Origin of the sequence: Paenibacillus sp. Dod16, assembly GCF_049893405.1 — a bacterium.
Classification (GTDB): domain Bacteria; phylum Bacillota; class Bacilli; order Paenibacillales; family Paenibacillaceae; genus Paenibacillus_AQ.
This window is the reverse complement of the sequence record NZ_JBNDYG010000071.1, coordinates 1-25,817: the sequence shown is the minus strand read 5'-3', so window position 1 is coordinate 25,817 and position 25,817 is coordinate 1. Positions and strand designations below refer to the sequence as shown.

Below are 25,817 nucleotides of genomic sequence, written 5' to 3'. Positions count from 1 at the left end.
ACGGCTTCTTTCTTCGTTTCTTCGCTATATCGATTAAAGGTTTGGCCTTTCTTCGCTGACATAACAAAAATCCCCTCCGGTATCCAGTATTTGAGTTCATTGTAACATGTCCTCTTTTTTCACTGTCTACCATGAGGGGATAATACCACATTCGCTTTGCATTCCGTCCTCTTTTCTTCTTGATTCGCATGCTTTGCAACCCCTTTCCCGTTCAAATATGAACGGTTTGGCTTGAGGATTCGCTATGAACCCCGCCTTCTTGAATATATCCCATGTTTTCTCGGGATTCTCGCGGGATCTTATTTAAAAATGGCCATTTTCAACATATCCTGCTGTTATTTTGATTAACAATTCAGGAGGCTTCGGGTACAATGAGGACATCATGACCTAGCCGGATTTCGTGAGAGGTGATTTGACATCAACTTTTTTTGTTCCGATCCCTTTTATATCAGTCGAGAGAGCAAATCCCGATCGAGTATTCCTTCATTCCACTATCACGACGCTTATGAAATTCTGTACATTGTCTCAGGCGAGCTGCATTATTGTATTGGAAGCCAGCCGTTTCAGCTCGTGGGCGGTTCTATGCTGCTCATTCGCAAGAACGACGGACACCGTCTGATCAATCCTAACGGTGCCCCATTCGAAAGAGTAACCCTGCTCTTTCAAGAAGAGTTTTTAGGCGGGTTGTTGACCGAGGATCCGTCTTTTCATCCCCTCTCCCCTTTCCAAGCAGGTTCCGGTTCCATCCGGTTAAAGGGTCAGGAACAGGGGTATGTCGAAGGGCTCTTTGCGAAGATGGCCGCCGAATCGGCTAACGAATCCCCAGAGTCGAATTTCTATCTCAAAATCCTGTTATCCGAGCTTTTGGTGTTCATCCACCGTATTCTGAACAGCGGCCGCCAATACATAACTATCTCTACCAACCAGGTTCATCAGCGTATCTCCCATATAGCTCACTTTATCAATCACCACTACGACCAGCGCCTCACTTTAGAGGAACTCACCAGCCGGTTCCATGTAAGTCCCTCCCATCTTAGCCGAACCTTCAAGGAATCGACGGGGTTTACCCTGATCGAGTATGTGAATCACGTACGGATCAAGCAAGCGTGTCATTTGTTGAAAGAATCCAATATGCAAGTTTCAGATATCGCCGAAAGCGTCGGCTTCGAGAATTCAACCCATTTCGGTCGCACGTTTAAAACCATAATCGGTCTCACTCCCCTGAAATTCCGTAAAATTCATCAGACGAATATACAGCTGTAAAGCAACAAAGAGCCTGAATTCCTTCTAGGGAATTCGGCTCTTTGGAACGTATGATATGAGTACACAGACAACGGTTGGCAGTGTGGACTAATCCAAATAATTGTAATATTCGATAATATCCGCTATCGTTTGCTTCTGATTCTTGGTTAAAGTGTAGTCCGTCGATTTATTGGATATATCTTCAAATCGTACAATGATTTCATCATTTGCTGGAATCACGTTACCAAGTAGGTCTTCAATTTTTTTATCTACATTGATATCCACTAGTTCGGTCATTCCAGAACCAAAAAGATCCACATCATTTACTTTATCCATCGGATTGAAGTCGAGCTCCTGCAGTTTGTCTCCTGCACGGACCTTCACTTTGGTAAACACAAACAAGGCTTTCGAAGCGTCCTCCTGATACCCAACTCGTAAGATTATGTATTTTTTGGAATCCTTTACGCCGATATAAGGATAGAAGTTCAATCCTTTGGTCACACCCGTGGATGGCGAGATAAAGGTAATATTTTCGACTTTATCTTCTTCAATTTCAAATTTTGCCTCCAGCTCCGTTTTCCGATTCTTGATCTTAGACTCTATATCGGTTTTCAGTTTCGTATATTCATCCTTTTTCTCAGCTTTGATAGCTTCGTCGACAGCTGCATTGGCTTGAATATAGTTTCCTTTTTTGAATAAATCCTGTGCTTCGGCAAATATTGCTTCATGATCACTAGTCTGGCTAGTACTTGCACTCTTCGCTGTTGTGCTGTTACCCGAATTGGATGAGGAATTGTCGGATAGTGTGCCAATGACGAATAAAACGACAAGAACCCCCACAATAATTAACAGTATTTTTTTGAATTTCGACTTTTTTTTCTCCACTTCTACGTTTATCCCCCTTAAGACTTATAAAAATATAGTTCTATAGTATCATCGAACTATTCCAATATCAACCGTCTTAGAGAATATAAACCAAGAGATTTTAGTAACACAATATCTATCCTACCAATCCTATTGAATCATCAATTAGAATTCCCTAACAATCACAATCTATATTGTTTACATAATATTTATTACGTAACTTTAAATTCCGGGGTGCAATTCATGGATTTTGGATATAAGATCGACTGAATTGGTATGGAATGCTTCGTTTGAATCCGTCCAGGCTGATTTCAGAAAATAAGAGGCATGAAACCGCCATCCTTGATGATCCGGATTAAAATCCAGTTGAATCTCACGCCCCGGCCTTCCACGGTACACCTTGGAACCCGGCATGCGCCAACTGCCAATTCTAGTGATCCTGTCCGGATTCTGACCCGTGATATATGTAAACCGGTCATTGTAAGGAATATCCTTCAAATAAAACCTTGGACATCCTACAGCAAACACATGGATTCCCCGATAATTAAACTTCTCCTCCAAATAAAGCCCTGCCTTATAAGCGATCACGCCTCCGGCGCTGTGCCCGATCAGGATCAGCTGCTCCGCACCAGCTGCATGCTCATGGATGATCTGTCCTGCTTCCATAACCCGCTGAGACTGCTCTCGAACCAAATCATAGCCGACTTGCGTAAGCTGCCGGGCCAGTAGACGGACTAACGAGGAAACCGATATGCCGTTTGCCATCCCGTAAGGAAAGATCATTAAGATTTTGGCATTCGGGTATCTTCGGGCAACCTCGCTTGCAGCATCTTCAAAATTATTTCGATAGGTCAGGACACCGGCAAAAAAGCACACCACCGTCCGGCACTTTATCGAGCATGTGCTATAGGAGGATACGAACGTCTCTGTCATGACTTCACAATCCACCTCCAAAAGTGTTCCATTCTTACGCTGTAACCGTGAGAGAAAACCCCCATGACCACAACGCGATTTATATCTGCATTGTAGCATGAGGGTCCTCTTAATTTCATATCCGGTTCACCTTATTTTTTGGCAGCCAACCATTGAGACAGCACATTAATTTCGTCTTCCGTCAGCCTGCCTTGGAATGCCGGCATTCCATTGCGCCCATTTGAAATAATACCTGCAATTTCGCTAGCGTCGTGCTTGGAGCCTACATTTTGAAGGCTGGGGAAATTTCCGCCCCCGCCTAAGTCGGTAGCATGGCAAGCCATGCAGTTGGCATTGTACAGCGTCATAGCTGCATCGTTGTTGGCATCCCCGCCGGTTGCTCCTTCCTCTGGTGCTTGTCCGCCGTTTTCTGCAGGAGCCGGAGCCGGATCTGCTGCATCATTACCACCACATGCCACCACAGCAAGAGCAAAAGTCAATAGCAATACTAACAGTAATCCTTTTCTGAACATGGTTGAAACTGCCTCCTTTTGTAAAATGCAAGCTATACTAACAGCCCGCCCTTTTTGCTGTATTCCATTATTCCATCCACTGTGCGATAAGCAAGAGCCCCGACCGTGCCGGTCGGATTATAGCCGCTATTATGCGGGAAAGCGGATGCGCCTACCACAAACAAGTTTTCCATATCCCACATTTGCATGTAGTTGTTGACGGCCGAATTGCCAGGGTTCTCTCCCATAATCACCCCGCCGGTATTATGAGTCGATTGGTATGTCGTAATTTCGTAAGGTCCCAGTTCCTTTAATTTCATGATATTCTGGCCCCCCATCTCCTGCACTATCTCCGCGCAGCGATCGGAAAGATACCTGGCCAACTGGCGATCCTGCTCTTCGAAATCAAACGTGATTCGAATCAACGGGTCTCCGAATGCGTCCTTATAGGTGGGATCCAAATCCAGGTAATGATGCCGATAAGGCATCGAAGAACCTTGAGACCCTACGGTCAGTACACTGTTGGCATACTTCAAGGAATTCGCCTTAAATTCTTTGCCCCAACGCGGTGATTCCTCCGGAACAGGATTGTTTTGAATAGGCCTTTGTCCGGTTACCGTATGGGCAATATTCCCCCCATGAATGAACTTCAGGTCCGAGTGATCGAAATTGTCGCCATTAAAATCGTCCACGCTCATCCCTAGGCTTCCTGCACCTGCAAATAAATTGAATTTGTCCTCAAAAAATCCGGCGGCATTCCCCTTGATCACCTGATAGGCATAGTTTTTGCCAATCACGCCCGCCCCGCTGGACGAGTCGTATGGTTTGCCGATTTTCGAGAGAAGCATCAAACGGGTATTGTTAAATACATAGCCCGTCGAGACGACGATATCGGCCGGCTGTTCGATTTCCTCCCCGGTCGTTAGGTCCGTGTACATGACGCCCGTTGCCTTACCACCCTTATGCAGAATTCTACGAACATAGGAATGGGTGCGGATTTCGAACTTTCCGGTTTTTTTCGCAACAGGAATCACGGTAACGACAGGATCCGCTTTCGCTCCGTATTCGCAGCCAAACCGCTCGCAGTATCCACAATACTGGCAAGCCGCTCGAGAAATGCCATCCGGGTTCGTATAGTTTTCCGACAGATTGGCTGAAGGAACCGTATACGGATTGAGTTTCAGGTTTTTCGCAGCATCCGCAAACATCTTCATGGATGGCGTATGCAGCATAGGCGGTGTTGGGTAAGGATTCGAACGTTTTCCTGCCAAGGGATTTTCCTCGCCGGAGATGCCGGTCGTCTTCTCGAACTTATCAAAAAACGGCTCGAGCTGATCGTAGGTAATACCCCAGTCCTGGATCGTCATTTCCGGCGGTATTTTATCTTTCCCATATCGTTCTTCCGTCATGCTCCGGATTTTAAAATCGTAGGGAAGGAAACGGAACGTTTGCCCGTTCCAGTGCACGCCGGCTCCCCCAAGTCCCTCCCCTAACAGAAACGATCCATACTGCCTCATCGGTAGTGCACGTATTTTTTCGGTGCTCCGGAATGTAATCGTTTCTTTGGAAAGGTCCTGCATCAAATCGTACCGGAGCGCGTAACGGAGCTCATCGTGAGCCATGTAGTAGTCTTCCGTTACCCTTTCTTTACCTCTTTCCAAACCGACAACAGATAAACCCTTCTTGGTCAATTCCGAGGCGATAATCCCGCCAGCCCAGCCGACGCCGATAATGACAACATCCGTTTTCGGTAATTTTTTGGCCATATGCGTACTCCTTTCGCTATAGATGAGCTGTTATAGGTGATCCTTTAAACTCTTCGGCGGGATGACGGTGAAATTCTTCTCAATAATATTCGTGTAAGCCATTTGGTTACCCGGATATTGACGCATCGTCCAGCCCTGCATATTTTTGTTCCCGCCATACAACGGATCACTGTAGACCCCTTCCAATGTGCTGCTGCGGAGCAGGTTAAAGAACCCGCTGGCCGAGATCGTTGTCAATTTGACCTCATCGTTCTGGAAGGCAGTTAACACGGCATCCTGTTCCTCTGGAGACAGGCTAGGGAAATCTTTCTGATACTTCTTTTGGCTGTAGTTCTGAATCTCGCGCAGACCAATGTAGAATATCTCCCGTCGTCTTAATCGGCCCTGATAACCTTGCGTTTTCTCTCCAACATAGAATGGGGGCTGCATATAATCTCTTGCATTGAACCCCCAATCACCGGCCAGCTGATGGTCGATGAAGAAGGCTGCGCCGAGTTCTTTAGCGCCCGGACCGTTCTCATCCGCAGGAAAAATTCGCTCTACGGCTGCTTCCGTGATCCTGTATTGCTCCTGGTTAAAGAACATTAATGCTTGGTTGTAGTTGTTATCATTCTGTTCAGGTGCCGGTGCTGCAGGCGGGGTTTCCCGCTTCGGCAAAAGATATCCGAGTACACCGCCCAGCACGACACCTCCCACGGCATAACCGGAGTTTCTCAGAAACTTCCGCCGTGTCATCGTCTGCGAGCCGTCAGGCTTCGATGGTTTGGTTTGTTGTTCGTCTTGTTCGCTCAAACTCTCAGCACCCCTACTCTTCTTCATTTTTGAATAATGGGTATTGTCCCCATCAAAATTTCATTCATACATTATTCTCCATCCGGGCATGATAAAATTACTAACCGATATGGAGGCGAATGCTCATGAATCAATTGTGGAGCAGGTGGAAAGGCCCGATTATGGGCTCGGCACTGCTTCTTTCTTTAACAGCCTGCTTAAATCAAACCGACGACAATCAACAAAACGCGCAATCCGTGGATCAGCATAATGCCGATGCCGTTCACTTGCACAGCACCGACGTGATCCCTAGCTATCATGGACCGAAAACCGAAACAACCAATGTCCATGGCAATACCACAAGCGGGATGGGCATGTCCGTGTACAGCATGATCGGCTCATCCAGCCTGCATGAAGGCGGCGTCTCTTCCCATGTTCAGTCAAGACTTGCAGGTCTGGGCATTGATGGAGTGAAAGCTTTTGTCCTCAATGACACGATTATTCTGGCACGTGCAGAATCACGCGTTTCTTCTAACCACTATGACAACATGCAGCAAAAGGTGTTAAGTCAGACGGAAGGAATGTCAGGCAAAGGCGAGCCGGATGAAGGAGTAAGCGGAGCAAAGAACGTGGACAACGATAATATGTCGCAAGCCAAAGAGCAAGTGAAGAACATGTTTAATGAAGAAGTGCAAATTCTAACGGTAACGAATCCTCAAGCTCCTGCGCTGATCGACCGAATTGCCTCGAAGCTGCATGATGCGCCGCGCGACGAGTCGATCGCCAGAGATATTACTGAGCTGCTGCATATGGCATCGGATAAAAAATAAATAAAGGAGTTGATCATATGCCTCTGGGAAACATCGGAGTGACAGGGCTGATCCTCATTCTGTTGATCGCCTTGATTATTTTCGGTCCTTCGAAGCTGCCTGAACTGGGCCGTGCCTTCGGTCGAACACTGAGCGAGTTCAAAAACTCAACGCGTGAACTGGTTTCGAGCGAAGATATCCATGATGGAGATAAATTGAAATGACCCAGCACGAGCAAGAACAGGAGTTGCATATAATAGAGCACTTAACAGAGCTCCGCAAGCGGATTCTCATCACATTGGGCACCTTTTTGGTGGCCCTTTGTGCCGCTTTTCTATATGTTGAACCGCTGTATGAAATGCTGACTCGCGACGTGGAGGGTCAGCTTCAAATACTGGGACCAACGGACGTGATTTGGGTATACTTCATGATTGCAGGCGTTATAGCTCTTGCGGTGACGATGCCTGTTGCCGGATTTCAGGTATGGCGGTTCGTCGTACCCGGGTTGAGTACTGTTGAGCGGCGTGCATCCCTGGCTTACATTCCTGCGATCGGAGCCCTTTTTCTATTGGGTTTGGCCTTTGGCTACTTTGTCATATACCCCATGGTCCTGTCCTTCCTGGATTCGCTGTCGAACCATTTCATAACAGCGTATACCGCCGAGAGATATTTCCGTTTTATGGTGCATATGACCGTACCGTTTGGTGTGCTGTTCGAAATGCCCGTCGTTATCATGTTCTTGACCTCGATTGGCATTCTGAATCCGCTCCGTTTAGCTAAAATGCGGAAAATCTCCTATTTGCTGCTGACGATTGCTGCCGTAACCATTACACCGCCGGATTTCGTGTCGGACATCCTCGTCATTGTGCCCCTGTTCCTTCTATATGAGATCAGCGTTGGATTGTCTCGAATTGTATATCAGAAAAGACTGACCAGGCTGGAATTAATAGGTGAGTAAAAACCAGCTTCGGATCAGGGACGCTGTGTATGAATACTAAAAAAGCTTGGAGATCTCTTTTAGATCCCAAGCTTTTAATATATAAGCAGATATATATAATAAGGTTAGAAAATCGTAGGCACCATTCCCCCATCCATACGGATTGGTGAACCTTTAAACGCGGATGCATAAGGACTGCACAGGAATGCAGCCAGTCTACCGATTTCGAACGGCCTAATAAATCGTTGAATTTCGGATTGAGGCAGGTTTGTACTCATGAAAGCTTTCTCTTTTTCTGCAAAGGTCATATCTTCATTGGCGTATATTCCCTCGATAATATCCTGCACGTTCTCGGAGAGAGTCGGGCCGGGCAAAATCGTATTGACTGTTACTTCGGTACCTTTCGTTAATTTGGACAAGCTTTTTGCCAAGGATAGCAGCATGGATTTTGTCATGGCATACTGCGGCATTTGTCCAGAAGGCATCATGGCTTCTTCACTCGCCATGAAGATAATACGTCCAAAATCGTTCTTTAGCATGCCGGGCAAATAAAATTGGGTTAATCCGTTGGCTGCAAGCACATTCGTACGGAAGTAGGTATCCCAAACTTCATCGTTAACATCCTCGTACTGCATGATTTCGTATATCCCCATATTGTTAACCAGAATATCCACGTAAGGGTATTTATCAAATAGAGCCTCTCTTTGCCCGATATCCACCAAATCGGCGGTAGCATTCTGAGGACTTGTATTCGGGAAATCCGACTTGATTTCATTAACGGTTCGTTGTACCTCTTCATCATTTCGTCCGTTGATAAGAACATGAACACCTTCTCTGGCAAGTTCAATGGCAATAGCCTTGCCTATCCCTTTCGTAGATCCTGTAACCAATGCTGTTTTATTGTTTAATCCCATATCCATAATATAAACATATCTCCTTTGTGCTCTGGATAGTGTTCATATTACATTGTATAGATAGCTGGGTAACTAGTTTATCGCGCCAAAGTACTTGTTTAACACGCCAATTGTAATTGACAAAAAAACCTGTGTTTTGATGTCCAAACGCTATGAACCCATGGTCAACATTTCCTGTCGGTGTTCGGACAGCGAAGGACTATTAAAATGTTCAGTGCGCCAATGGGATGGAGTATCTCCTTCCCAAAGACGGAACGCTCGGTAGAACGAGTTCTGATCTTCATATCCAATCAAAAAGGCAACTTCTTTGATATCGAGCGAGGGGTCTGCCAAGTACTCGATGGCCTGCTCATGTCTTACTTGTGTCAACAATTGCTTGAAGCTTGCATTTGCATCCGTCAGCCTGCGCTGTAACGTACGATCACTCATATTGAGCTCCTTCGCCACTGATTGAATATCAGGGCGCCCTCCTGTGAGACTCCGTTTCATGATCCATTTGACGAGGTCTATAATGGAGCGGTGGCTCTGTAGTTCATCAAGCGAACGATCCAGAGCTGGAGTCAGAATCTCCAGCAATTCTTCGTTATACGAGATAAAAGGTCGGTCCAGATCTCTTCGATAGAGCGTTAATCGATTACGGTTTGCACCCATCCGGATGCGACAGCCAAAATAAGCTTCAAGAGCTTGTACATCGCCCATAGGCTGCGAAAATTCAACCAATTGCGCGGTCAGCGGTTGACCTGTGCCCCGTCGTCCAAGCTCCAGAAGACATGCCAGTGTAATACCAACAAGCAGCGCCGGACCAGGTTGATCGCTTAGGTTCAGCCATTCCAGCTCGATGGTACATCGTTCGCCCTCCTCGGAGATTAGCAAGCCTTCAGGTGGACATAGCTGCTTATACCGAGCCATTCGGTTTAAAGCATCCCGATAGTCACGAGCGTGGTAAGGCGCTAAGACGGTCGGCGGGTACTTCGCCGTTTCAAAGACGGTCGCAAGCTGGATGATGCCTTGGGCAGTGTCCCCCATGAGATCGGAATAGGCCTGCCAGATCGCGAAGTATTGGGCGGTGGTGACTTCCGGCTCAGTAATGACGGCGAGCGGCAATTCCGCTTTGCGAGCCACGTCTTGGGCGGCAATGCCTAATTGGTGTATTCCTTCCCATAATCCCGGCGGGATTTTAATTCGGTTAGAAGTATAAGGCTTCATATATAATGCTCCTTTGACTACTGTTTATTGTAATGTTATTTATTCTCGATCGTGTAAAGGATGAAGTTTATCATCCTGTATGGAACTTCTTATATTAAACTCAGCCAAGTTGGAGGAGTCATCATGGTAGTTGTAAGTTTCGTTCATTTGCCATGCGAATGATACTCGATACGTTATTATACAGCAAACTAATGAAGAATGCAGACAATATACAAGTGATGATCGTTGTACCCTCCGCCCGAATAGACAGAGCGAATTCCGATTCCTCCATTTGACAAATCGAGTTTATTTTTTATACATTAGAGTTAGTTGTTTGAATAACTCAGATATAAGGAAGGTGAAACGGTCATGGCGAAACCGAACGTCATCAACAAACAAGAACTGCTCGAAGCTGCCCAAAAGTGTGTTGCAGAAAAAGGTATGGATAAATTAACTTTGAAAGCAGTGGCCGATCAAGCAAATGTCAGCCAGGGAACGGTCTATTATCATTTTCGAACGAAAGAGCAATTAATAATTGAACTCGTTGAGAGCCTATGTAATGCTTCATGGGTTTCAGTGGAGCAAAACAATCGATCAGTTGAAGAAGCCATACAAGAAGCCAAGGAAAGATGCGATTATCATTCTGTTTACCATCGATTGTTTTTCTCTTCATTAGCTGCTAGCTTTCAGATCAAAGAGAACCGCAATCGAATGGGTTCCATGATTCAAGAAGAAAACAAACATCTGACTGATATTCTTACAGCCCGGTGGGGGGAATCACCCATAAAGAACATTTCCATGGATCAGTGGGGAATTTTAATGAATGCTATAATAGACGGGCTGGCCGTGCAGGCTTTGTTGAACGAAGAGTTTCCGAAGGAGGAGGTTTTTACCGCTTTGCAGGTGTTTTTTGATTTCATGACCAATGAGGTGAAGCCATGAACGCACAACGGATCAAAAGCCGGCATGCTGGTCTCTTCTTATTATGGGGTTTCGCCCTTTGGCTGATCGCCACGATCATCTTTCATTATGGGGGGAACCTGCTGATTGATATCAGGCACCCGTTTAGAACCGCCTTGAGTTTTGCCGTCGCCATCCCTTTAATTTATGGATGCGTCGTTCCGTTGTTCTCATTACTTGAGGTTCCGTATTCAGATTGTACCCGGCGTTCCGTCCAGATTGCTCTGCCTGGTATGTTCATGGACATTTTTTCGATTCTTTTCCATGATGTCGCTTTCCCATTAATCTCAGAGCAGAGCATCCCCCTATTGGCAGCCTGGCTGTTCTGGGCATACAGCTTGATTCTGCTGGTTGGGCTGAGCCCCATGAAGTTTCGTTTCTCGCCACTTTTTATTAAGAAAAAGAAACTCCTTTTAAAATAGCAAAAAAAGAAGTCGCTGATAATGGCGACTTCTTTAGCTTGTGTAATTTTGTTCTGTTGATATAAAGCATATACGAATAACTATGGCAATTGCCGATATTCTTCCTCCAAAATCGACATCAAAATCATATCATGGAATCTTCCGTCCCAACATATCGAGTCACGTAGAATGCCCTCCCGTTTAAAACCAAGCTTTTCATAGACATGTATGGCCCGAGGATTAAACGAATATACACCTAACTCAATACGGTGTAGACGTAAACATTCGAAACCATGACGCAGCATGAGCTTCATGGCCTCCGTGCCGTATCCTTTATTGCTGTGCTGACCGGAAATCGATATACGGATATTGCAGCTGCGGTTGTTGAGGTTGATTTCATTCAGGACCACTTCACCAATTAAACCGTCCGTTTCCTTCTCCGCAATCATCATATCCAGCCGATCCTCATGGGCGTATCCGATTTTATGAATCCAGGCGGCAATCGAATCCTTGGTAAACGCCTGCTGCGTTCCCGTTAATCGGTTAGACTCAGCATCCTGCAATAATCTGAAATATGCATCAAAATCAGCTTCCCTTACGGGGCGGAGCACAATGCGGTCCCCTTCGATTCTTGTTTCAAGCTTATTTTTCACTGCACTAAGGCCTCCAAGCCATTCATCCTTTTATTAACGAAATATCAGCTAATTATAAGGTACCACCGATTCGTCGATCTGTCAGTCTACAAAACATTTATAGTTAAACTAACCTGCCCTCCATATATGGATGATGTCCTCACCATGCAAAGAATATTAAACCCGAAATAGGGAACTTTAGATCGTATGAATCTTGTCAAAGCGAGCTGATCCCATGCCCTTTTTTAAACGAACAAAGCGAACCCATTCGAAAACGGCACTGCTTCATCATAACGAGCAAACGGAGCAAACCGCCGAATCCTCTCGTCTCTCCGACCGCTTGGATCAGAATTTACATAGAATCAGAGAACAAACCGGTCACAGTCGGGATATCATCATTCGGACCCTAAGTCATATGTTCGGAAGCGACTGCACCCTGGCCGTCATTTATATCGATGGACTGGTTGATACGCTCACCATCAATCACTCGATTATGGAATCCTTAACCTCAAGGGATTACGATGAAAAGCTGCATACCTCTAACCCTGCAGAAATCTTGTCCATCATCAAAAACCGTTTCTTATCCATTGGCAGCATTAGCGATTTGGAGCATATGGAATCCTTGATCTCCGCCGTACTTGAGGGCAATACTGTCATTCTCATAGACGGTTCATCCCGAGGCATTATCGCCAGCTCTATCGGTGGAGAGGAACGCGGTGTAGAAGAGCCCCAATCTCAGACCGTCGTTCGCGGCCCGAAAGAAGGATTCACTGAGAATATCCGTACGAATACGGCCTTAATCCGTCGTAAGATTAAAAGCCCAGACCTCTGGATCGTGGACCGCAAGATTGGCCGCGTCACCCAAACGGATGTTGCCGTTATGTATTTGAATGGCATCGCCAATGATAAGATCGTGCAAGAAATATTGAATCGTTTAGATCAGATCGATACAGACAGCATCCTGGAGAGCGGGTATATCGAAGAGTTTATACAAGATACAACGTTCACCCCCTTCCCTACTATTACTAATACGGAGCGCCCCGATGCTATCGCTGGTGCGATTCTGGAGGGAAAAGTTGCCGTTTTGGTTGATGGGACACCGTTTGCGTTGATCGCCCCCATCACCATCTTCAAACTGTTTCAATCGAGCGAGGATTACTACCAAAAGTTCGATATCGCGACCTTTTTGCGGCTGTTGCGCATCATTTCCTTCATGGTATCGATGCTTCTCCCTTCACTATATATTGCCATCTCCACGTTTCATCAAGAAATGCTGCCAACGACCTTGCTGATCAGCCTTGCAGCACAGCGGGAAGGCATCCCTTTTCCCGCCGTTGTCGAAGCCTTGGCTATGGAAATTACGTTCGAAGTATTAAGGGAAGCCGGTGTTCGAATGCCAAGAGCGATGGGCTCCGCGATCTCCATCGTAGGCGCGTTGGTTCTGGGTCAAGCTGCTGTACAGGCCGGCTTAGTGTCTGCCGCCATGGTTATCATCGTTGCATTCACCGCCATCGCGAGCTTTGTTGCGCCTTCTGTGAGTATAGCCAACTCCGCCAGACTGCTCCGTTTTGGTTTTATGATATTGGCGGCAACTTTAGGGCTCTTTGGAATTATGGCAGGATTAATCGCCATGCTGATCCACCTATGCGGTTTGCGATCATTCGGTTTGCCATATCTTACTCCGTTCGCTCCGTTTATCCCTTCAGACCAAAAAGACGTTCTGGTCCGTGTTCCATGGTGGGCCATGCTGACAAGACCGACCCTTATCAACCGTAATAACGCGAAACGGCAAAAAATGAACCAGCGTCCATCGCCTTCCAATGGCAAGAAATAATATATAACCGGTATAACTTGGAGGTGAAGAACAGATGAACCGGAAGTTGAATCTCCTGATTCTCATGTTGGCTGCCTCGCTGCTGCTCAATGGTTGCTGGGATAGTCAAGAGTTAAACTCGCTTAGTATTGTATCGGCGACGTCCATAGACCGCAGCGAGGATGAATGGGTCATCTCCTTCCAAGTCGTCATTCCGCAGTCCATCGCCACCCAGACCGGCGGCGGAGCCGGGGGAAGCCAATCTCCGATCACCATCTTCTCCACCAGGGGCAAGACCATTCGCGAAGCTATGCAGAACGCGAATTTAGAAGCGCCGCGTGCGCTGTTTTTTGCCCATAACTCCGTGCTGATTATCAATGAACAAGTCGTTCGGAATGAAGGCGTACGGCAAATCCTTGATTTTTTCCTCCGTCCGGTGGAAAGTCGGGAAACGATGTCGGTTCTCCTGACCAAGGATAAAGCCTCCAATCTATTGGAAGTGCTCATTCCATTAGAGAAAATAACAGGAAACGCGATTCAACGGGTCATTACCCAAGGTCAACAAAATCTGTCCCAAGTAAAAAATATTAAATTGATTGATTTTGCATCCATGGTCGCCAATCCGTACAAAAGCGCCATGGCTCCCGAGTTAAGAGTGTCCGGCAATCAAGAGGAACAATCTAACTTGGATGCCTTAAAGTCAACCCGTAATCAAGCGGTACTCAAACTTGGCGATTTGGGCGTATTTCGAGGAGACAAGCTGGTGGGATGGATGAAGCGAAAAGAAAGCAGAGGCGTCGCTTGGCTCTCGAACAGCGTCAAAAACCTGATCATTGTTACCCCATGCAGCGATCGAGACGCTTCCCGGTTGTCGAGTTACCGAGTCATCCAATCATCGACCCAAGTGGACCCCAAAATGGTGAATGGTTCGGTCAACATGATGATCCATATTCAAACAGTGGGGGCTCTTGATGAAACCAGCTGTACGATGGATTTGACGAACCCGGACGTTATTTCGAAACTCGAGGATACGATTGCCGAGCAGATCAAGGATGAAGTGCTGGCTGCGTGGAAGAGCATGAAGGATTTGAATGTGGACGTGGTTGGTTTCATGGATATGATTCACAGAAAATATCCTGCAGCCAGCAAACACCTTACAAATTCGGAGAGACCGCTCCAGGAACTGGAACTCAAACTGAATGTAAAAGTCACCGTTGAACACACGAATATGATCAATAAACCCTTCTCGAATTTGATTGAACCCAATAAGTAGAACGCTATCGATACCTATAACAAGGAGGTCCCAAATGGAGAAGATCGGTAAATACCAAATCATTGCCATGACCATCTTGTTTATGATCGGCAGCACCCCTTTGTATGAACTGGGGATTGAAGCTAAACAAGATGCGTGGCTGGTCGTGCTGGTTGCAATGATCACGGGAATGTTACTGCTGTTCATCTATTTATATATCCAGAACCAAAATTCGGAGCATGCTCTTCCCCAAATTTTAAATCAGCACTTCGGCAAATATTTAGGTTCCATCATTACTGCAGCCTATATCGTTTATTTTGCGTATGAATCCATGAGGAATACCCGCGAGTTCGCGGACATTATCAATATCTCCTTTCTCCCCAGCACACCGCTGTACTTCCTGATTCTCTTAATGGTGTTGCTGTCCGGCTATGCCGTATGGAAAGGCATTGAGGTATTCTTTCGCGTCACCGAATTCCTGCTCCCTTTCACGCTGATCGGGTATATCCTGATCGTTCTCATGTTCATCGGTTCGAATATCATTCATCTTGAGCGCCTTATGCCTATATTAGAAAACGGAATTCTGCCCGTGCTGCGAACATCGTTGCCGGAGGTGATTAGTTTTCCGTTCGGTCAGGTCGTAGTATTTCTCATGTTTTGGAGTCATCTCGAAGACAAGAAAACGCTGTCCAAGGCATCCTTGTCTTCCTATATATTCGTAGGTATCTTTTTATTGATATTCAATATTTTAAATCTTGCGATTCTGGATCCCACCATAACGAGCATATCGACTTTTCCGCTGCTTCGGTCGGTTCGTCTCATTGAAATCGCCGATTTTCTGGAGCGTTTGGACCCGTTAATCATCTTGCTGATCTATATTGGCATATTCGTTAAAATGACCGCATTCTACCTCGGCGCCGTACTCGGTCTTTCCAGCCTGATCAAAGTCAGCCATAAAAAAACAACCGTGATCGTGGGTGCTTTCATCTTTACCATTTCGTTCGTCTCTCCGAACTTTATTTATCATATCTGGATCGGGTTTGCTCAAAATTTGAAATACCATTTTCCTATCTTCCAGATCTGGGTCCCTTTGATTCTAGCGTTGATTATTTTAATCAAAAGGCCTCGCTCTTCCAAATCCGGCTGATTGGGAACTCAATACATTACAAGAATTTGTATTGAACTCATAGAAAAAACCCCCTCCAATAGACTTTGATGCGCCTTTCACACACTGTCTAATTAAAGGGGGGCATATCATATTCGCGTCCTTATTATCCGGATATGTGCACGGATAGGTTGCTGCAGTTACTCTCTCTTTTGTTTCGGTTGCAGTGAGGCGTTACGCATCATCGGATAGGTGGTTAACAGCGCTGCTAAACCTGCGATTCCGGCTATCGTGAAACCGGTCATTGCATTTATATTTAATGTCGACAACCATGCTATAGGTGCTTCAAGCACTCCCGAGTAGTAGAGAAACATGGCTGCGATGGCAATGATCATGATACCGATTAATGTCCTAGTCATGCCCGCACGATACGTTATGCAGTAGATAAAAAAAGCGCCGCCGAACAAGATTAGTCCGACCATGAGATCGATCCATAAGTAAGGCAAAAATTGGTACTCACTGGAATGAAACATCCCCGCATGCGTAATGGATACCGAGCTGACTCCGCGATCGTATAATGTCCATAATAAACATTGTAAGAGGTTTAAGACTAGCATATACACAAATACACTTGAAACGCCGATGACATAAAAGCTTTTCAGCATTTGAGTTCGTGTGCCTCCAAGGCTGACAGCAATAGGTAGAAGGCTTTTGAACCCCATGACCCCATAGAACGGGATAAAGAAAAAATATGCGGGGCTTGAAATAGAACTGAGTGTCTTATCCATATCAAAGGATGTCCCGATCATAATCCAGGCTGCTGTTAATGGCAGCGTAATGTACAACAGAAGCAGCTTCCCCAAGAACCAGCTTGCATCTTCATAGATTAAACGAAACGTGCCGTGCGTCGAGCTCATCGTACCCCCTCCTTCACATTATCCGTCATATGAAGCAAATAATCCTGAAGATGCGCTTTCTCCACGGAAATTCCATTACTGCGGCCTAGCTCTCTCCATTCGTCGGAGAACGGGACATCAATCATAACTTTCTTTACGGAACCGATGGTGCTTTCATTTAGGATCTTTTGGTTACTGATTAATTGATTCACTCGATCGTGTTCACCGGTTATCCAGATCCCCCGTTCCCGCACCTCTTCCATCGGCTCATGTAACAGCAGCTTTCCGTCATGAACAACCACGATGGATTCCAGCAATGGTTGTAATTCCTCGATTTGATGTGTCGACACCAAGATCAGGCGCGGAAACGCATCATAGCTATCCAACAGCCGTTCATAGAACTTTTTTCGCATTCCTGCATCAAGCCCGTTGGTCGGTTCATCCAAGATCGTAACATCCGCCTGGCTGGCCAAACCGATCACAACCTGTAATGCCGTTTTCATCCCGGTCGACAGCTTCTTGGCTTTTTTATGCTGCGGCAGTTTAAACGTTTCCAGCAGCTCTTCTGCCAATTCCTGATTCCAGTTCGGTTTGAAATATTGATAAAACCGCAAGGCATCGCGTATGGTCCAAATATCACTGAACGGATGATCTTCCTGCATGTAACACAAATGTCGTTGGGCTTCCTGGTTATTGTATGGCCGGTGGCCCATAACCTCAATGTTGCCTTGACTAGGAATCTGATGCCCCGCAATCAGTTTCATCAACGTCGTTTTGCCCACGCCGTTCCGTCCCCATAATCCCGTAATGACTGGATTTTGTTCAACGTATGACAATTCCTTGATCACAGGAACATCTTCGTAGGAAAAAGATACCTGCTTTAAAGAAATCATAAGTTCCCCTCCTCTTCCACTATGCACTCCATAACCTCCTCGACCGTCATGCCAATTCGCCTCGCCTCTTCCAGCATCGGACGAATATAATACTCCCGATAATGCTTTTGTTTGTCACGCAGCACCTGTTTCCTGGCCCCTTCCTTTACAAACATTCCTATTCCTCTCTGTTTGTAAATGATGTCCAGGTCTACCAAGGCTTGAAGCCCTTTACGCGCCGTGGCACGGTTAATGTTATAAAATCGGGACAACTCATTCTCAGAAGGGACGCGCTCTCCTTCCTTCACTACACCATCCACAATATCATCCATAATCATTTGAGCGATTTGTTGAAAAATGGGCTGGGATTCATCCAACAAAGCTTTCAAGGTGAAGCCTCCTTTCTGACCGTTATCATCCCCTTAGTCGTTAGGTTGATTACTCGTATAATCAACTGTACAACAGGCTGCTGCACTTGTAAAGGGGGAAATGTCCGTACGGACATGCATGTGATTCCTTCAAAACAAAAAAAGCCGCATTTTCGCGGCTTTTTCAACGTGCAATAAGTAATATGAACGACTATAGACCATTTGATTCCAACTGTCCTGAAGCTGCTGCAGGTAACCATCCTTCAAGCAGTGCTCCACCTTCCGGTTGGTTGCTTGCGGCAAGTTCGCCTCCGTGCTGCCTAACAATTCTTTGTGAAATGGTTAAGCCTAATCCGCTGCCACCGGTTGAACGACTTCTGGATGCTTCCCCGCGATATAGAGGTTCAAATACACGCTCAAGCTCTTCCCCAGAGAAGCCCGGCCCGGTATCGCGTATCGTAAACTTAACCTTATCACCAACTTTATTACACTGGACTTCGATTTCACCACCCGCAGATGTGTGTCTTACGGCATTATCCAGAAGATTGTTCATGGCTCGTTCTAATAAATGCATATCTCCATGGATGATGCACCGATCCGTTACATGGAACGAGATGGAAACTCCTTTTTGCCGAGCCAGCGGACTCAGACTATCCATCGAATTCCGGACGACCTGGTTAAAATCCACCGTTTTAGTATTCAGTTGCGACTCCACATACTCCATTTTTGTAAAAGTGAAAAGATCCTCTACCAAACGATCCAATTGGGCCGATTTGTCTTTGCAGACTGCAACATATTGGGCTATTTTCTCCGGAGATTGAGCGATCCCTTGCTCCAGACCATCCAAGTAGCCTCGCAAAGCGAACAACGGTGTCCGTAAATCATGCGCAACAGCCGCAATGACGAATCGGCGTTCCTCTTCCAGTTCAGCCTGTTTTCGATAGGATTGCTCAAGTCCCTTGACCATAACATCGAATCCATCGCGCACTTCAGCGATTTCGGTGACCCTGGACATGGGTAGCCGAACATCCCAATCCCCTGTTGCAATTTGTCTTGCTGCATTTCCCATCTTCTCGAGTGGTTTGAGAACGAATCGCCTCATTTCCATGCCGACAACAAAGATCGCAAGCAGCAGCCCGACAAAAGCCGACATCACTTGAAATTGATTAGACTTAGGTAAGTACAGAATAACCCTTCCCAGCAACTGGCCGTCCTCGATGACGGAGAACCGCTCGGTTGATAAATTAGTGCCACGTCGGTCAGGATTGGAACGATAAATTTCCTGATCTTCTGCGGATTGAATGAGCACATCCATCTTCGCTTCACGCAGCGCGGAATACAATTGGTTTTGCCAGACTGGATCTGTCCATTGGTCTGTGTCCGATTCTATTCGCTGCGTCATTTCCGATATATTTCGTTGCAGGGTCTCGTTTTGCAGCCGACCTTGTTCGAAGCTGAGTGTCTTGGTTTCCATAAAGTGCGCAGTAACAAAGAAGATCCACGGCAATAAGAGGATAAAGAAGAAGCAAAGCATGGTAAACGTACGAATGCGGAGTGACCTCATATTACCCTCCCTCAAAGCGATACCCTACTCCCCATACGTTGACCAGGAATAGCGGTTTATTCGGATCAGCTTCGATTTTCTCGCGAAGCCGACTAAGATGGACCCGAATTGTATGCCTGTCGCCCACCCCATCCCAAAACTTCGAAAGTAATTGTTCATAGGAGAAAACATGTCTCGGATGTTCGGCAAATAATCGCAGCAGCTCATATTCCCTGGGTGTGAGCACGATGTTGTTTCCATCCACTAGTACTTCTCTAGTGGACAGGTTTAATTTAATGCGGCCGTAATCCAAAACCCTGTTATCCAATTGTTGTGGGGAAGCGGAACGCCGCAATACGGCTTTTACTCTGGCAACGATCTCACCCGGCGATGCGGTTTTGACGATGTAATCATCGCCTCCGAGGGTAAGGCCTCGAATCTTATCCACATCATCGCTGCGAGCACTCAAGAACAGGATTGGTATATTGCTCTCCCCGCGAATCCGGCGGCAAAACTCAAATCCATTTTGTCCCGGCATCATAATGTCAAGAACAATACAATCAACAGAGCTTTCCTTAAATATGTTCCACGCTTGAGCGGTGTCGCAAGCGGTTTTCACTTGAAAGTGGTCATTCTCTAGAAAATCCCTTAATAGCTCAACAATATCTTGGTCATCGTCTACAACCAGAATCGTCTTTGATACGCTCATGTTTATCCCACCTTTGCTTTCCTAGTTTATCATTTTTTTTAACAAGAACTAACGAGAGCTTATGTATTGTGATGTTTTGTTTATACTTTTGTGATCTTTTTTCATCTTTGTTTGAGATATTCGTTTGGTATGCTTCTATTTGCGCACACGACCAGCCCCAACTTCGGGTGATCGTCCCGCACACCATGATAAAGGAGGTATACATATGGGTTTGGAAAATAACGCCTTCTCGTTCTTTCCTTTCGGCGCTTTGTTTTGTCTCACGCTGTTTTCTTTCCTGGCGGTTCGAGTATACGCGATTCGTTATCGTTACAAAAACGGTCATCAAAAGAATGACATCGCTATGATTCTGAAGAACCGAATGGCCAATGGTGAAATTGATGAGAAGGAATATCGTAAGCTGAAAGATCTTTTGACTAAATAGAGACTAGGAGGATTTATGGATGCTTAACGTTCAAATTGTGTTGTTTGACGGCTTCGACCTTCTGGATGCGATAGCGCCTTACGAGGTCTTCTGTGCTGCAGCCATGAATGCTGAAAATGCGTTAAACGTAGAATTGGTCACCGCCGAGGGACCAAGATCCGTGCCTAGCGGCATCAACGGGTTGAGGATTGAAGCGAGTGGCAGACTGGACCCGGAACGAGCGGGCATCATTCTCGTACCTGGTGCGTCCGGCGACGTCGAGGGAGATGGGCCCGATTCGGTTCCGGCTATTCTGGGCCGAGCCATGAGTACCGAATTGACTGGGTTGATCAAGCAGGCTCTCCAGCACAAAGACATTACAGTCGCTACGGTCTGTGGCGGTTCCCTGATTCTTGCTATGGGAGGCCTCTTAGAAGGCCGGCCGGCGGTAACGAACCACCTGGGCATGGCCTTACTTAGTGCAACTGGGGTAGTTCCCGTCTCGGCTCGCGTCGTGGACGACGGTAATCTGGTTACCGGTGGCGGTGTAACTTCCGGACTCGATGTAGCGCTATATCTGGTGGAACGTGAACTTGGGCCTCGTATCGCTCACGCGGTTGAGCAATTATTCGAATATGAACGAAGAGGCACGGTTTGGAAGGATACAGGGACTAAGCCTAACGTTAATAAATCAGTGACGAGCGACGAACCAAATGCCGCGGTGAACAAAACAGCAATGATACCCACGCCCAGCTCCCAGCATAGCAAAAGCATACAGGCATCGGTCTTCGACGGGGATTGGGAGACCACTATCGCTACGCCCGTCGGGAAGATGGAGGTCAAGCTCTCCATATTGACAAGGGACGATTTGATCCAGGGCACGGCAACGCAGGGGGATGAAACCATTGAGTTTATGAACCCTGTACTTCAGGATAACAAGCTGGCCTGGTCACTACGAATCACGAAACCCATGCGCTTGAATCTCAAGTTTGAAGTTGTCGCCGATGGAGATCACATGGTCGGTATAGCCAAAGCTGGCTTACTGCCTGCATCCAAGTTAACAGGAAATCGGGTTACCTAATCGTAAGAAGAAAATCCGCGGCATACACGCGCTCTGGCTTCCAGGTATGTATGTCGATCGTGTTTTTCCGTATTCAGAAATGGTGTGTATCAAATATGGAGCTTCGGGAGTTGCGAACGGATGAAGAAACGAAAATCGTTATATCTATTGCTGGCCTGTGTCAGCATTCTATTTATATTACACGCCTTGGTGAAAAACTATTGGATCGATCCAGGTGCTTCGGGATTTTTAAGCCATAAGACCGGGCTGAAGCGCGAGCTCAATCTCCCGGTTTGGTTTAATGTCATGTACGTTCATGTCGCATTCGCATGTGTGGCCATGGCATCGGGACTGATTAACTTTTCGAATCGAATATTTGAAAGAAGCCGCAGGCTGCATCGCATAAACGGCTATGTATATATCGTATCCGTACTGCTGGTTGTGTTAACTTCCGGATATATGGCCCCCTACGCGACAGGCGGCAAAATAAGCAGTATGGGATTCAATCTGCTGAATATGATCTGGCTGGTTATCACCATTACGGCGCTCGTGCAAATCAAGAGGAAAAGGATCATTCGACATCGCAACTGGATGATTCGTAGTTATGCCTTTTGCTTCACAAACATGTTGATCCATCTCATTACTTCTCTTTTTCATCAGGGATTCGGGTACGTTTACCCTACTAGCTACACCATCGGCGTTTACGGCTCGATTGCGCTGCTGCTAGTTATTCCTGAAATCATCATCAGAACGAATCGAAAGGAATTGGTATCAGGATGAAAAAAATACTTAGTTTACTCACGTCGTTAACACTCGTTCTATGTCTATTCGCCCCCGCAGCAAGCGCAGAAAGAAACAAGAACCCAGATCCATCCAAGGGTAAAAGCGTGCATGTACAAATCGTATTATTCGATGGGTTTGATCTGCTGGACGCCTTAGCGCCATATGAAGTATTTGCTGCTGCCGGAATGTACACTGGTGGAAAAATCACTGTAGAATTAGTATCTGCAGAAGGCAAGCGTTCGGTACCGAGCGGGCTGAATGGACCTGCCCTCGAAGCGCAAGATATGTTAGACCCTAATCGTCCCGGGATTATTGTAGTTCCTGGTGCTTCGGGGAAGCCAGCGGGGAATACCGCAGATGCTATTCCCAACATATTGAGGCAGGCTAAGGATACGGGGTTAACAACGATGATGAAACAAGCTATGAATAATAAGGACGTTACGGTGGCTACCGTGTGTGGAGGTTCATTGCTGCTGGCTATGGATGGATTGTTGAAAGACAGATATGCTGTCACCAATCAGATCGGCATGGGTGCGTTAGGGGCTCTCGGTGCAATTCCGGTCGATGCAAGAATCGTGGAAGATGGCCCACGCTTGGTAACTGGCGGAGGTGTTACTTCCGGACTTGATGTGGCCTTGTATTTGGTTGAGCGTGAAGTCGGACCACAGATTGCGAATGCTATAGAGAAGTTATTCGAGTACGAGCGTAGAGGAACGGTGTGGCAAGCAAACGGCTTACCGCCGATTAACTTTGAGACGAGCCAGGAAACGCCTAAAAAAGAGCAACCGTCTGCACCGGGGAACAAAGACAAAAAGTGAGGAATCGAGGCGATCGGGGAGCTTGGAACCGTGTCGCTCCCACATACCGTTATTAGAGAAAAACAAGTCGCAATGAATTTATGTCGTTTCATCTACTCTAACTTTATAAAATCATCAAAAAGGCCGCAATTTGTGCGGCTTTTTGCGTGTATGCCTTGCCTCTATATCAAGCAAAAAATTTATTTATTCCCTTGTAATTCATGCGGCGATGTGTTCCATTATCCTCTCGCTAAAAAAGCAGCAATCAAACCGGCAAGTTCGTCTGCATGTGTCAGAGTAGCCATATGGTCAGCCCCCTCGATTACCTCGAAACGGATGTCTTGCACACGCTTGAACTGTTCCGCAATTCGTTGCATATCCTCCCATTCGACCGTTCCCTGAATAAACAGCGTCCTTGCAGCAAGCTCCTCCAACCGCTCGATCGCTGGCGGCATCGGCCATATCACCTCGAAGCTCTTCCACTCACTAAACACTCTGGTCATATACAACGTGTGCATCTCGCGCAAAAAGTCCCGTTCAGAGCTGGACATCGTCACACGATAATTAGGCCCGCTCAACGATTGTTCGACCAGACGGTCGACATCGGGTGCGCATGCATTTACTTGGGCCATCCAATCGATGAATGGCTGGGCGTGCTTGAAACCGGTTAGCGATGGTGCGATTAATACTAAATGGTCAACCCTGGAAGGGTAAGTCAAGGCAAAATCCGTAACGGCCTGCCCTCCCATGGAATGACCGACAAGCGAAGCGCTGTCAATTTGCAGATGATCGAGCAATGCCCGAAGGTCTTCAACCAAGCTGGTTGGTTTTTGCGGCGCTGGGGATTTTCCCGTTCCCCGCCCATCATACGTGATGACTTGATGGCTCCGGGCTAAATGCGGGGCAATATAGTTCCATTCTCTTGAATCGACACCTGGACTGTGTACCAACACAACAGGTGTCCCACTGCCTTGAGTTTGATAAGCTAAATCCATTTGAAAACTCCTCTCTCCAATGGATGATACATCCAGATTATGATTCTAATATAATTTAAGACTGAACATTCGGTCAATATAAAATTGCATGAAATCCGAGTTGTTTTTCTTGGATGGGATAAGAACGGTCAAAATCAAAACAAAAAAGCCGCCAATGGCGACTTCTTAAACGCGCGATAATCCTACCCGAGATTCCTCCCGTTTACCAACTTTACTGAGCGCAACTTTTAATGAACCGGCTTCAGAAAGACTGAACACAATATGGACGTGAGTTTGACGTTCCTCTTCTTGCAGTCGCTGGTTGTTATCGGCATCTATGTGCATTTCCATCAGATTATACAATCTCTGACCGAACACTCTATCTTCATGCTCACCATTCGTTGAATCGTGTATTGCAGTATTTAGCAGCTGACGAAGTAAAAGCCAATGTTCTCTTTCTCCAAACCCGCTTAATTTCTCAAAGAGTTTATCGATTACGATCCCTCCCAAGCTTCGGCTTATTCATATAAAAAAACAAGAAGTTCATCACTTCTTGTTTTCCGCACAGCTGCCACGCTTCGATGCCGCATCCAATACCGACTGGATCGTTTGCTCCTCCAAGTATTGATACAATTGCCGTTCGGCGCCGTCCATCACCTGTTTGACCAGACATACGCACTCACGGGGATTATCCTCGTGCATCTTGGCAGCCTTCTCTTCGGCTAGCAGGCGATGCTGCTGCGAATTGAGATTGGAGCATTCAAACAACTGCTGTCTTCCTTCAATGACCTGTATCACTTCAAGGAATGTAATCTTCTCGGCCTGCTTGGCCAGCTCGTAGCCTCCGTTCACTCCCGGTACAGCCCGCACGATACCATCCTGCCTCAGCTTGGACATGATTTTGGATAAGTAGCTTTCCGAGACGCCCAGCGTCGCAGATAACTCCTTGATCCCGATGTTCTGATCACGCTCCGAATGAGCCAAGTGGATTAATGCGTGCAGAGCATAATCAACGCTTTTGGAAAACTGTATAGCGGTTCCCCCCTTAAATTCGAATTATATAGACCTATGATATCCATTATAGTAATTCGGATTTGTTTTTGCAATGAATCCACGCTTCCTGGTGGAGCATGGTTACACTCACCTTCTGATTCATTGAGGAATATGGTTGAAAAAAAAGCCGCCAACATGGTCATAACCCTGTCAAGTAGACAGTACAAAAAAGACATGATTTATGCTGCGACCGTTTCCCGGTATTCTACCGGGGAACGGTCGTTTAATTTTTTCTGGAATCGGTTCTGGTTATAGAACAGAATGTATTCATTCACTTGCTGTTC

30 protein-coding genes are annotated in these 25,817 nt (G+C 46.4%); 13 read left to right on the top strand and 17 right to left on the bottom strand.

All coding sequences use genetic code 11. The features are described from left to right. Positions 1-417 precede the first annotated feature (417 nt). Entirely contained in the window at positions 418-1,263 is an 846-nt protein-coding gene (locus tag ACPV3A_RS34870) for a helix-turn-helix domain-containing protein (protein ID WP_426204406.1), read from the top strand. Between the two features lie 87 nt (positions 1,264-1,350). Here ACPV3A_RS34870 and ACPV3A_RS34865 read toward each other — a convergent pair whose 3' ends face one another. The 5 genes from ACPV3A_RS34865 to ACPV3A_RS34845 form a co-directional block, all read right to left on the bottom strand. Beyond that, the gene (locus ACPV3A_RS34865) at positions 1,351-2,127 is read right to left on the bottom strand and encodes a hypothetical protein (RefSeq protein ID WP_426204404.1); all 777 of its coding nucleotides are present in this window, start codon (positions 2,125-2,127) and stop codon (positions 1,351-1,353) included. Between the two features lie 201 nt (positions 2,128-2,328). Next, positions 2,329-3,039 (bottom strand): alpha/beta hydrolase, encoded by a 711-nt coding sequence (locus tag ACPV3A_RS34860; RefSeq protein ID WP_426204403.1) that lies wholly within the window; start codon positions 3,037-3,039, stop codon positions 2,329-2,331. A 131-nt stretch (positions 3,040-3,170) separates the two neighbouring features. Continuing rightward, positions 3,171-3,551, bottom strand: coding sequence for a c-type cytochrome (locus ACPV3A_RS34855; protein ID WP_071221684.1), 381 nt, complete (start codon positions 3,549-3,551; stop codon positions 3,171-3,173). Positions 3,552-3,583: 32 nt separating this feature from the next. Next, complete coding sequence (locus ACPV3A_RS34850; RefSeq protein ID WP_426204400.1) at positions 3,584-5,296, bottom strand: GMC family oxidoreductase; 1,713 nt, start codon at positions 5,294-5,296, stop codon at positions 3,584-3,586. 30 nt (positions 5,297-5,326) lie between these two features. Further along, complete coding sequence (locus ACPV3A_RS34845; protein ID WP_071221682.1) at positions 5,327-6,088, bottom strand: gluconate 2-dehydrogenase subunit 3 family protein; 762 nt, start codon at positions 6,086-6,088, stop codon at positions 5,327-5,329. 125 nt (positions 6,089-6,213) lie between these two features. Here ACPV3A_RS34845 and ACPV3A_RS34840 point away from each other — a divergent pair, with 125 nt between their 5' ends. From ACPV3A_RS34840 to tatC, 3 genes are read left to right on the top strand one after another with little or no spacing between them, the layout of a single operon-like run. Next, complete coding sequence (locus tag ACPV3A_RS34840; protein ID WP_339223889.1) at positions 6,214-6,897, top strand: hypothetical protein; 684 nt, start codon at positions 6,214-6,216, stop codon at positions 6,895-6,897. Positions 6,898-6,914: 17 nt separating this feature from the next. Then, positions 6,915-7,100: a twin-arginine translocase TatA/TatE family subunit gene (gene tatA, locus ACPV3A_RS34835; protein ID WP_071221680.1), complete on the top strand. Its 186-nt coding sequence runs from the start codon at positions 6,915-6,917 to the stop codon at positions 7,098-7,100. Next, the gene (tatC, locus tag ACPV3A_RS34830) at positions 7,097-7,834 is read left to right on the top strand and encodes a twin-arginine translocase subunit TatC (RefSeq protein WP_426204397.1); all 738 of its coding nucleotides are present in this window, start codon (positions 7,097-7,099) and stop codon (positions 7,832-7,834) included. The genes tatA and tatC overlap by 4 nt, the downstream gene beginning before the upstream one ends. Before the next feature lie 104 nt (positions 7,835-7,938). On the opposite strand, the gene ACPV3A_RS34825 is transcribed toward tatC, so the two are convergent. Then, the gene (locus tag ACPV3A_RS34825; protein ID WP_426204395.1) at positions 7,939-8,733 is read right to left on the bottom strand and encodes an SDR family NAD(P)-dependent oxidoreductase; all 795 of its coding nucleotides are present in this window, start codon (positions 8,731-8,733) and stop codon (positions 7,939-7,941) included. 144 nt (positions 8,734-8,877) lie between these two features. Next, a complete protein-coding gene (locus ACPV3A_RS34820) occupies positions 8,878-9,933 on the bottom strand; it encodes an AraC family transcriptional regulator ligand-binding domain-containing protein (RefSeq protein ID WP_426204393.1) in 1,056 nt (351 codons plus the stop codon). Between the two features lie 348 nt (positions 9,934-10,281). On the opposite strand from ACPV3A_RS34820, the gene ACPV3A_RS34815 reads away from it, so the two are divergent. Together ACPV3A_RS34815 and ACPV3A_RS34810 are read left to right on the top strand one after the other, a co-directional pair. Next, complete coding sequence (locus tag ACPV3A_RS34815; protein ID WP_426204391.1) at positions 10,282-10,854, top strand: TetR/AcrR family transcriptional regulator; 573 nt, start codon at positions 10,282-10,284, stop codon at positions 10,852-10,854. Then, positions 10,851-11,294, top strand: coding sequence for a DUF5367 family protein (locus tag ACPV3A_RS34810; RefSeq protein WP_426204389.1), 444 nt, complete (start codon positions 10,851-10,853; stop codon positions 11,292-11,294). Before ACPV3A_RS34815 ends, ACPV3A_RS34810 begins: the two co-directional genes overlap by 4 nt. Positions 11,295-11,374: 80 nt before the next feature. Here the strand turns inward: ACPV3A_RS34810 and ACPV3A_RS34805 are convergent, their stop codons facing one another. Next, positions 11,375-11,926: a GNAT family N-acetyltransferase gene (locus ACPV3A_RS34805; protein WP_426204387.1), complete on the bottom strand. Its 552-nt coding sequence runs from the start codon at positions 11,924-11,926 to the stop codon at positions 11,375-11,377. Positions 11,927-12,140: 214 nt separating this feature from the next. On the opposite strand from ACPV3A_RS34805, the gene ACPV3A_RS34800 reads away from it, so the two are divergent. From ACPV3A_RS34800 to ACPV3A_RS34790, 3 genes are read left to right on the top strand one after another with little or no spacing between them, the layout of a single operon-like run. Then, entirely contained in the window at positions 12,141-13,739 is a 1,599-nt protein-coding gene (locus tag ACPV3A_RS34800; RefSeq protein ID WP_426204385.1) for a spore germination protein, read from the top strand. A 34-nt stretch (positions 13,740-13,773) separates the two neighbouring features. Beyond that, positions 13,774-14,991, top strand: a complete 1,218-nt coding sequence (locus tag ACPV3A_RS34795) for a Ger(x)C family spore germination protein (RefSeq protein WP_426204383.1) — start codon at positions 13,774-13,776, stop codon at positions 14,989-14,991. A gap of 34 nt (positions 14,992-15,025) precedes the next feature. After that, on the top strand, positions 15,026-16,117 hold the full coding sequence (locus ACPV3A_RS34790) for a GerAB/ArcD/ProY family transporter (protein WP_194542492.1): 1,092 nt from the start codon (positions 15,026-15,028) through the stop codon (positions 16,115-16,117). 158 nt (positions 16,118-16,275) lie between these two features. Here ACPV3A_RS34790 and ACPV3A_RS34785 read toward each other — a convergent pair whose 3' ends face one another. The 5 genes from ACPV3A_RS34785 to ACPV3A_RS34765 form a co-directional block, all read right to left on the bottom strand. Then, positions 16,276-16,992 carry a hypothetical protein gene (locus tag ACPV3A_RS34785; RefSeq protein ID WP_220685408.1) on the bottom strand — a complete coding sequence of 239 codons (717 nt, stop codon included), beginning with the start codon at positions 16,990-16,992 and terminating at the stop codon, positions 16,276-16,278. After that, positions 16,989-17,864 (bottom strand): ABC transporter ATP-binding protein, encoded by an 876-nt coding sequence (locus tag ACPV3A_RS34780; RefSeq protein WP_194542490.1) that lies wholly within the window; start codon positions 17,862-17,864, stop codon positions 16,989-16,991. Before ACPV3A_RS34780 ends, ACPV3A_RS34785 begins: the two co-directional genes overlap by 4 nt. Further along, the gene (locus ACPV3A_RS34775; RefSeq protein ID WP_216531529.1) at positions 17,861-18,232 is read right to left on the bottom strand and encodes a GntR family transcriptional regulator; all 372 of its coding nucleotides are present in this window, start codon (positions 18,230-18,232) and stop codon (positions 17,861-17,863) included. The genes ACPV3A_RS34780 and ACPV3A_RS34775 overlap by 4 nt, the downstream gene beginning before the upstream one ends. Before the next feature lie 190 nt (positions 18,233-18,422). Beyond that, positions 18,423-19,775 (bottom strand): sensor histidine kinase, encoded by a 1,353-nt coding sequence (locus ACPV3A_RS34770; RefSeq protein ID WP_426204379.1) that lies wholly within the window; start codon positions 19,773-19,775, stop codon positions 18,423-18,425. 1 nt (position 19,776) lies between these two features. Beyond that, a complete protein-coding gene (locus ACPV3A_RS34765; protein ID WP_220685410.1) occupies positions 19,777-20,463 on the bottom strand; it encodes a response regulator transcription factor in 687 nt (228 codons plus the stop codon). A gap of 205 nt (positions 20,464-20,668) precedes the next feature. On the opposite strand from ACPV3A_RS34765, the gene ACPV3A_RS34760 reads away from it, so the two are divergent. From ACPV3A_RS34760 to ACPV3A_RS34745, 4 genes are all read left to right on the top strand, one after another. Beyond that, entirely contained in the window at positions 20,669-20,887 is a 219-nt protein-coding gene (locus ACPV3A_RS34760) for a hypothetical protein (protein WP_339223865.1), read from the top strand. Between the two features lie 19 nt (positions 20,888-20,906). Continuing rightward, positions 20,907-21,947, top strand: a complete 1,041-nt coding sequence (locus ACPV3A_RS34755; RefSeq protein WP_426204376.1) for a DJ-1/PfpI family protein — start codon at positions 20,907-20,909, stop codon at positions 21,945-21,947. Between the two features lie 120 nt (positions 21,948-22,067). Beyond that, positions 22,068-22,706, top strand: a complete 639-nt coding sequence (locus ACPV3A_RS34750) for a DUF2306 domain-containing protein (protein WP_426204375.1) — start codon at positions 22,068-22,070, stop codon at positions 22,704-22,706. Between the two features lie 107 nt (positions 22,707-22,813). Further along, a complete protein-coding gene (locus ACPV3A_RS34745; protein WP_339223860.1) occupies positions 22,814-23,527 on the top strand; it encodes a DJ-1/PfpI family protein in 714 nt (237 codons plus the stop codon). Positions 23,528-23,745: 218 nt separating this feature from the next. Here ACPV3A_RS34745 and ACPV3A_RS34740 read toward each other — a convergent pair whose 3' ends face one another. The 4 genes from ACPV3A_RS34740 to ACPV3A_RS34725 all read right to left on the bottom strand — a co-directional run bounded on the left by ACPV3A_RS34740 (position 23,746) and on the right by ACPV3A_RS34725 (position 25,808). Continuing rightward, the gene (locus tag ACPV3A_RS34740) at positions 23,746-24,501 is read right to left on the bottom strand and encodes an alpha/beta fold hydrolase (RefSeq protein ID WP_426204372.1); all 756 of its coding nucleotides are present in this window, start codon (positions 24,499-24,501) and stop codon (positions 23,746-23,748) included. Positions 24,502-24,666: 165 nt separating this feature from the next. After that, positions 24,667-24,990: a hypothetical protein gene (locus ACPV3A_RS34735; RefSeq protein WP_426204370.1), complete on the bottom strand. Its 324-nt coding sequence runs from the start codon at positions 24,988-24,990 to the stop codon at positions 24,667-24,669. A 36-nt stretch (positions 24,991-25,026) separates the two neighbouring features. Next, entirely contained in the window at positions 25,027-25,512 is a 486-nt protein-coding gene (locus tag ACPV3A_RS34730) for an RrF2 family transcriptional regulator (protein WP_194544771.1), read from the bottom strand. A 200-nt stretch (positions 25,513-25,712) separates the two neighbouring features. Continuing rightward, on the bottom strand, positions 25,713-25,808 hold the full coding sequence (locus ACPV3A_RS34725) for an IS3 family transposase (RefSeq protein ID WP_426200258.1): 96 nt from the start codon (positions 25,806-25,808) through the stop codon (positions 25,713-25,715). Positions 25,809-25,817 lie beyond the last annotated feature (9 nt).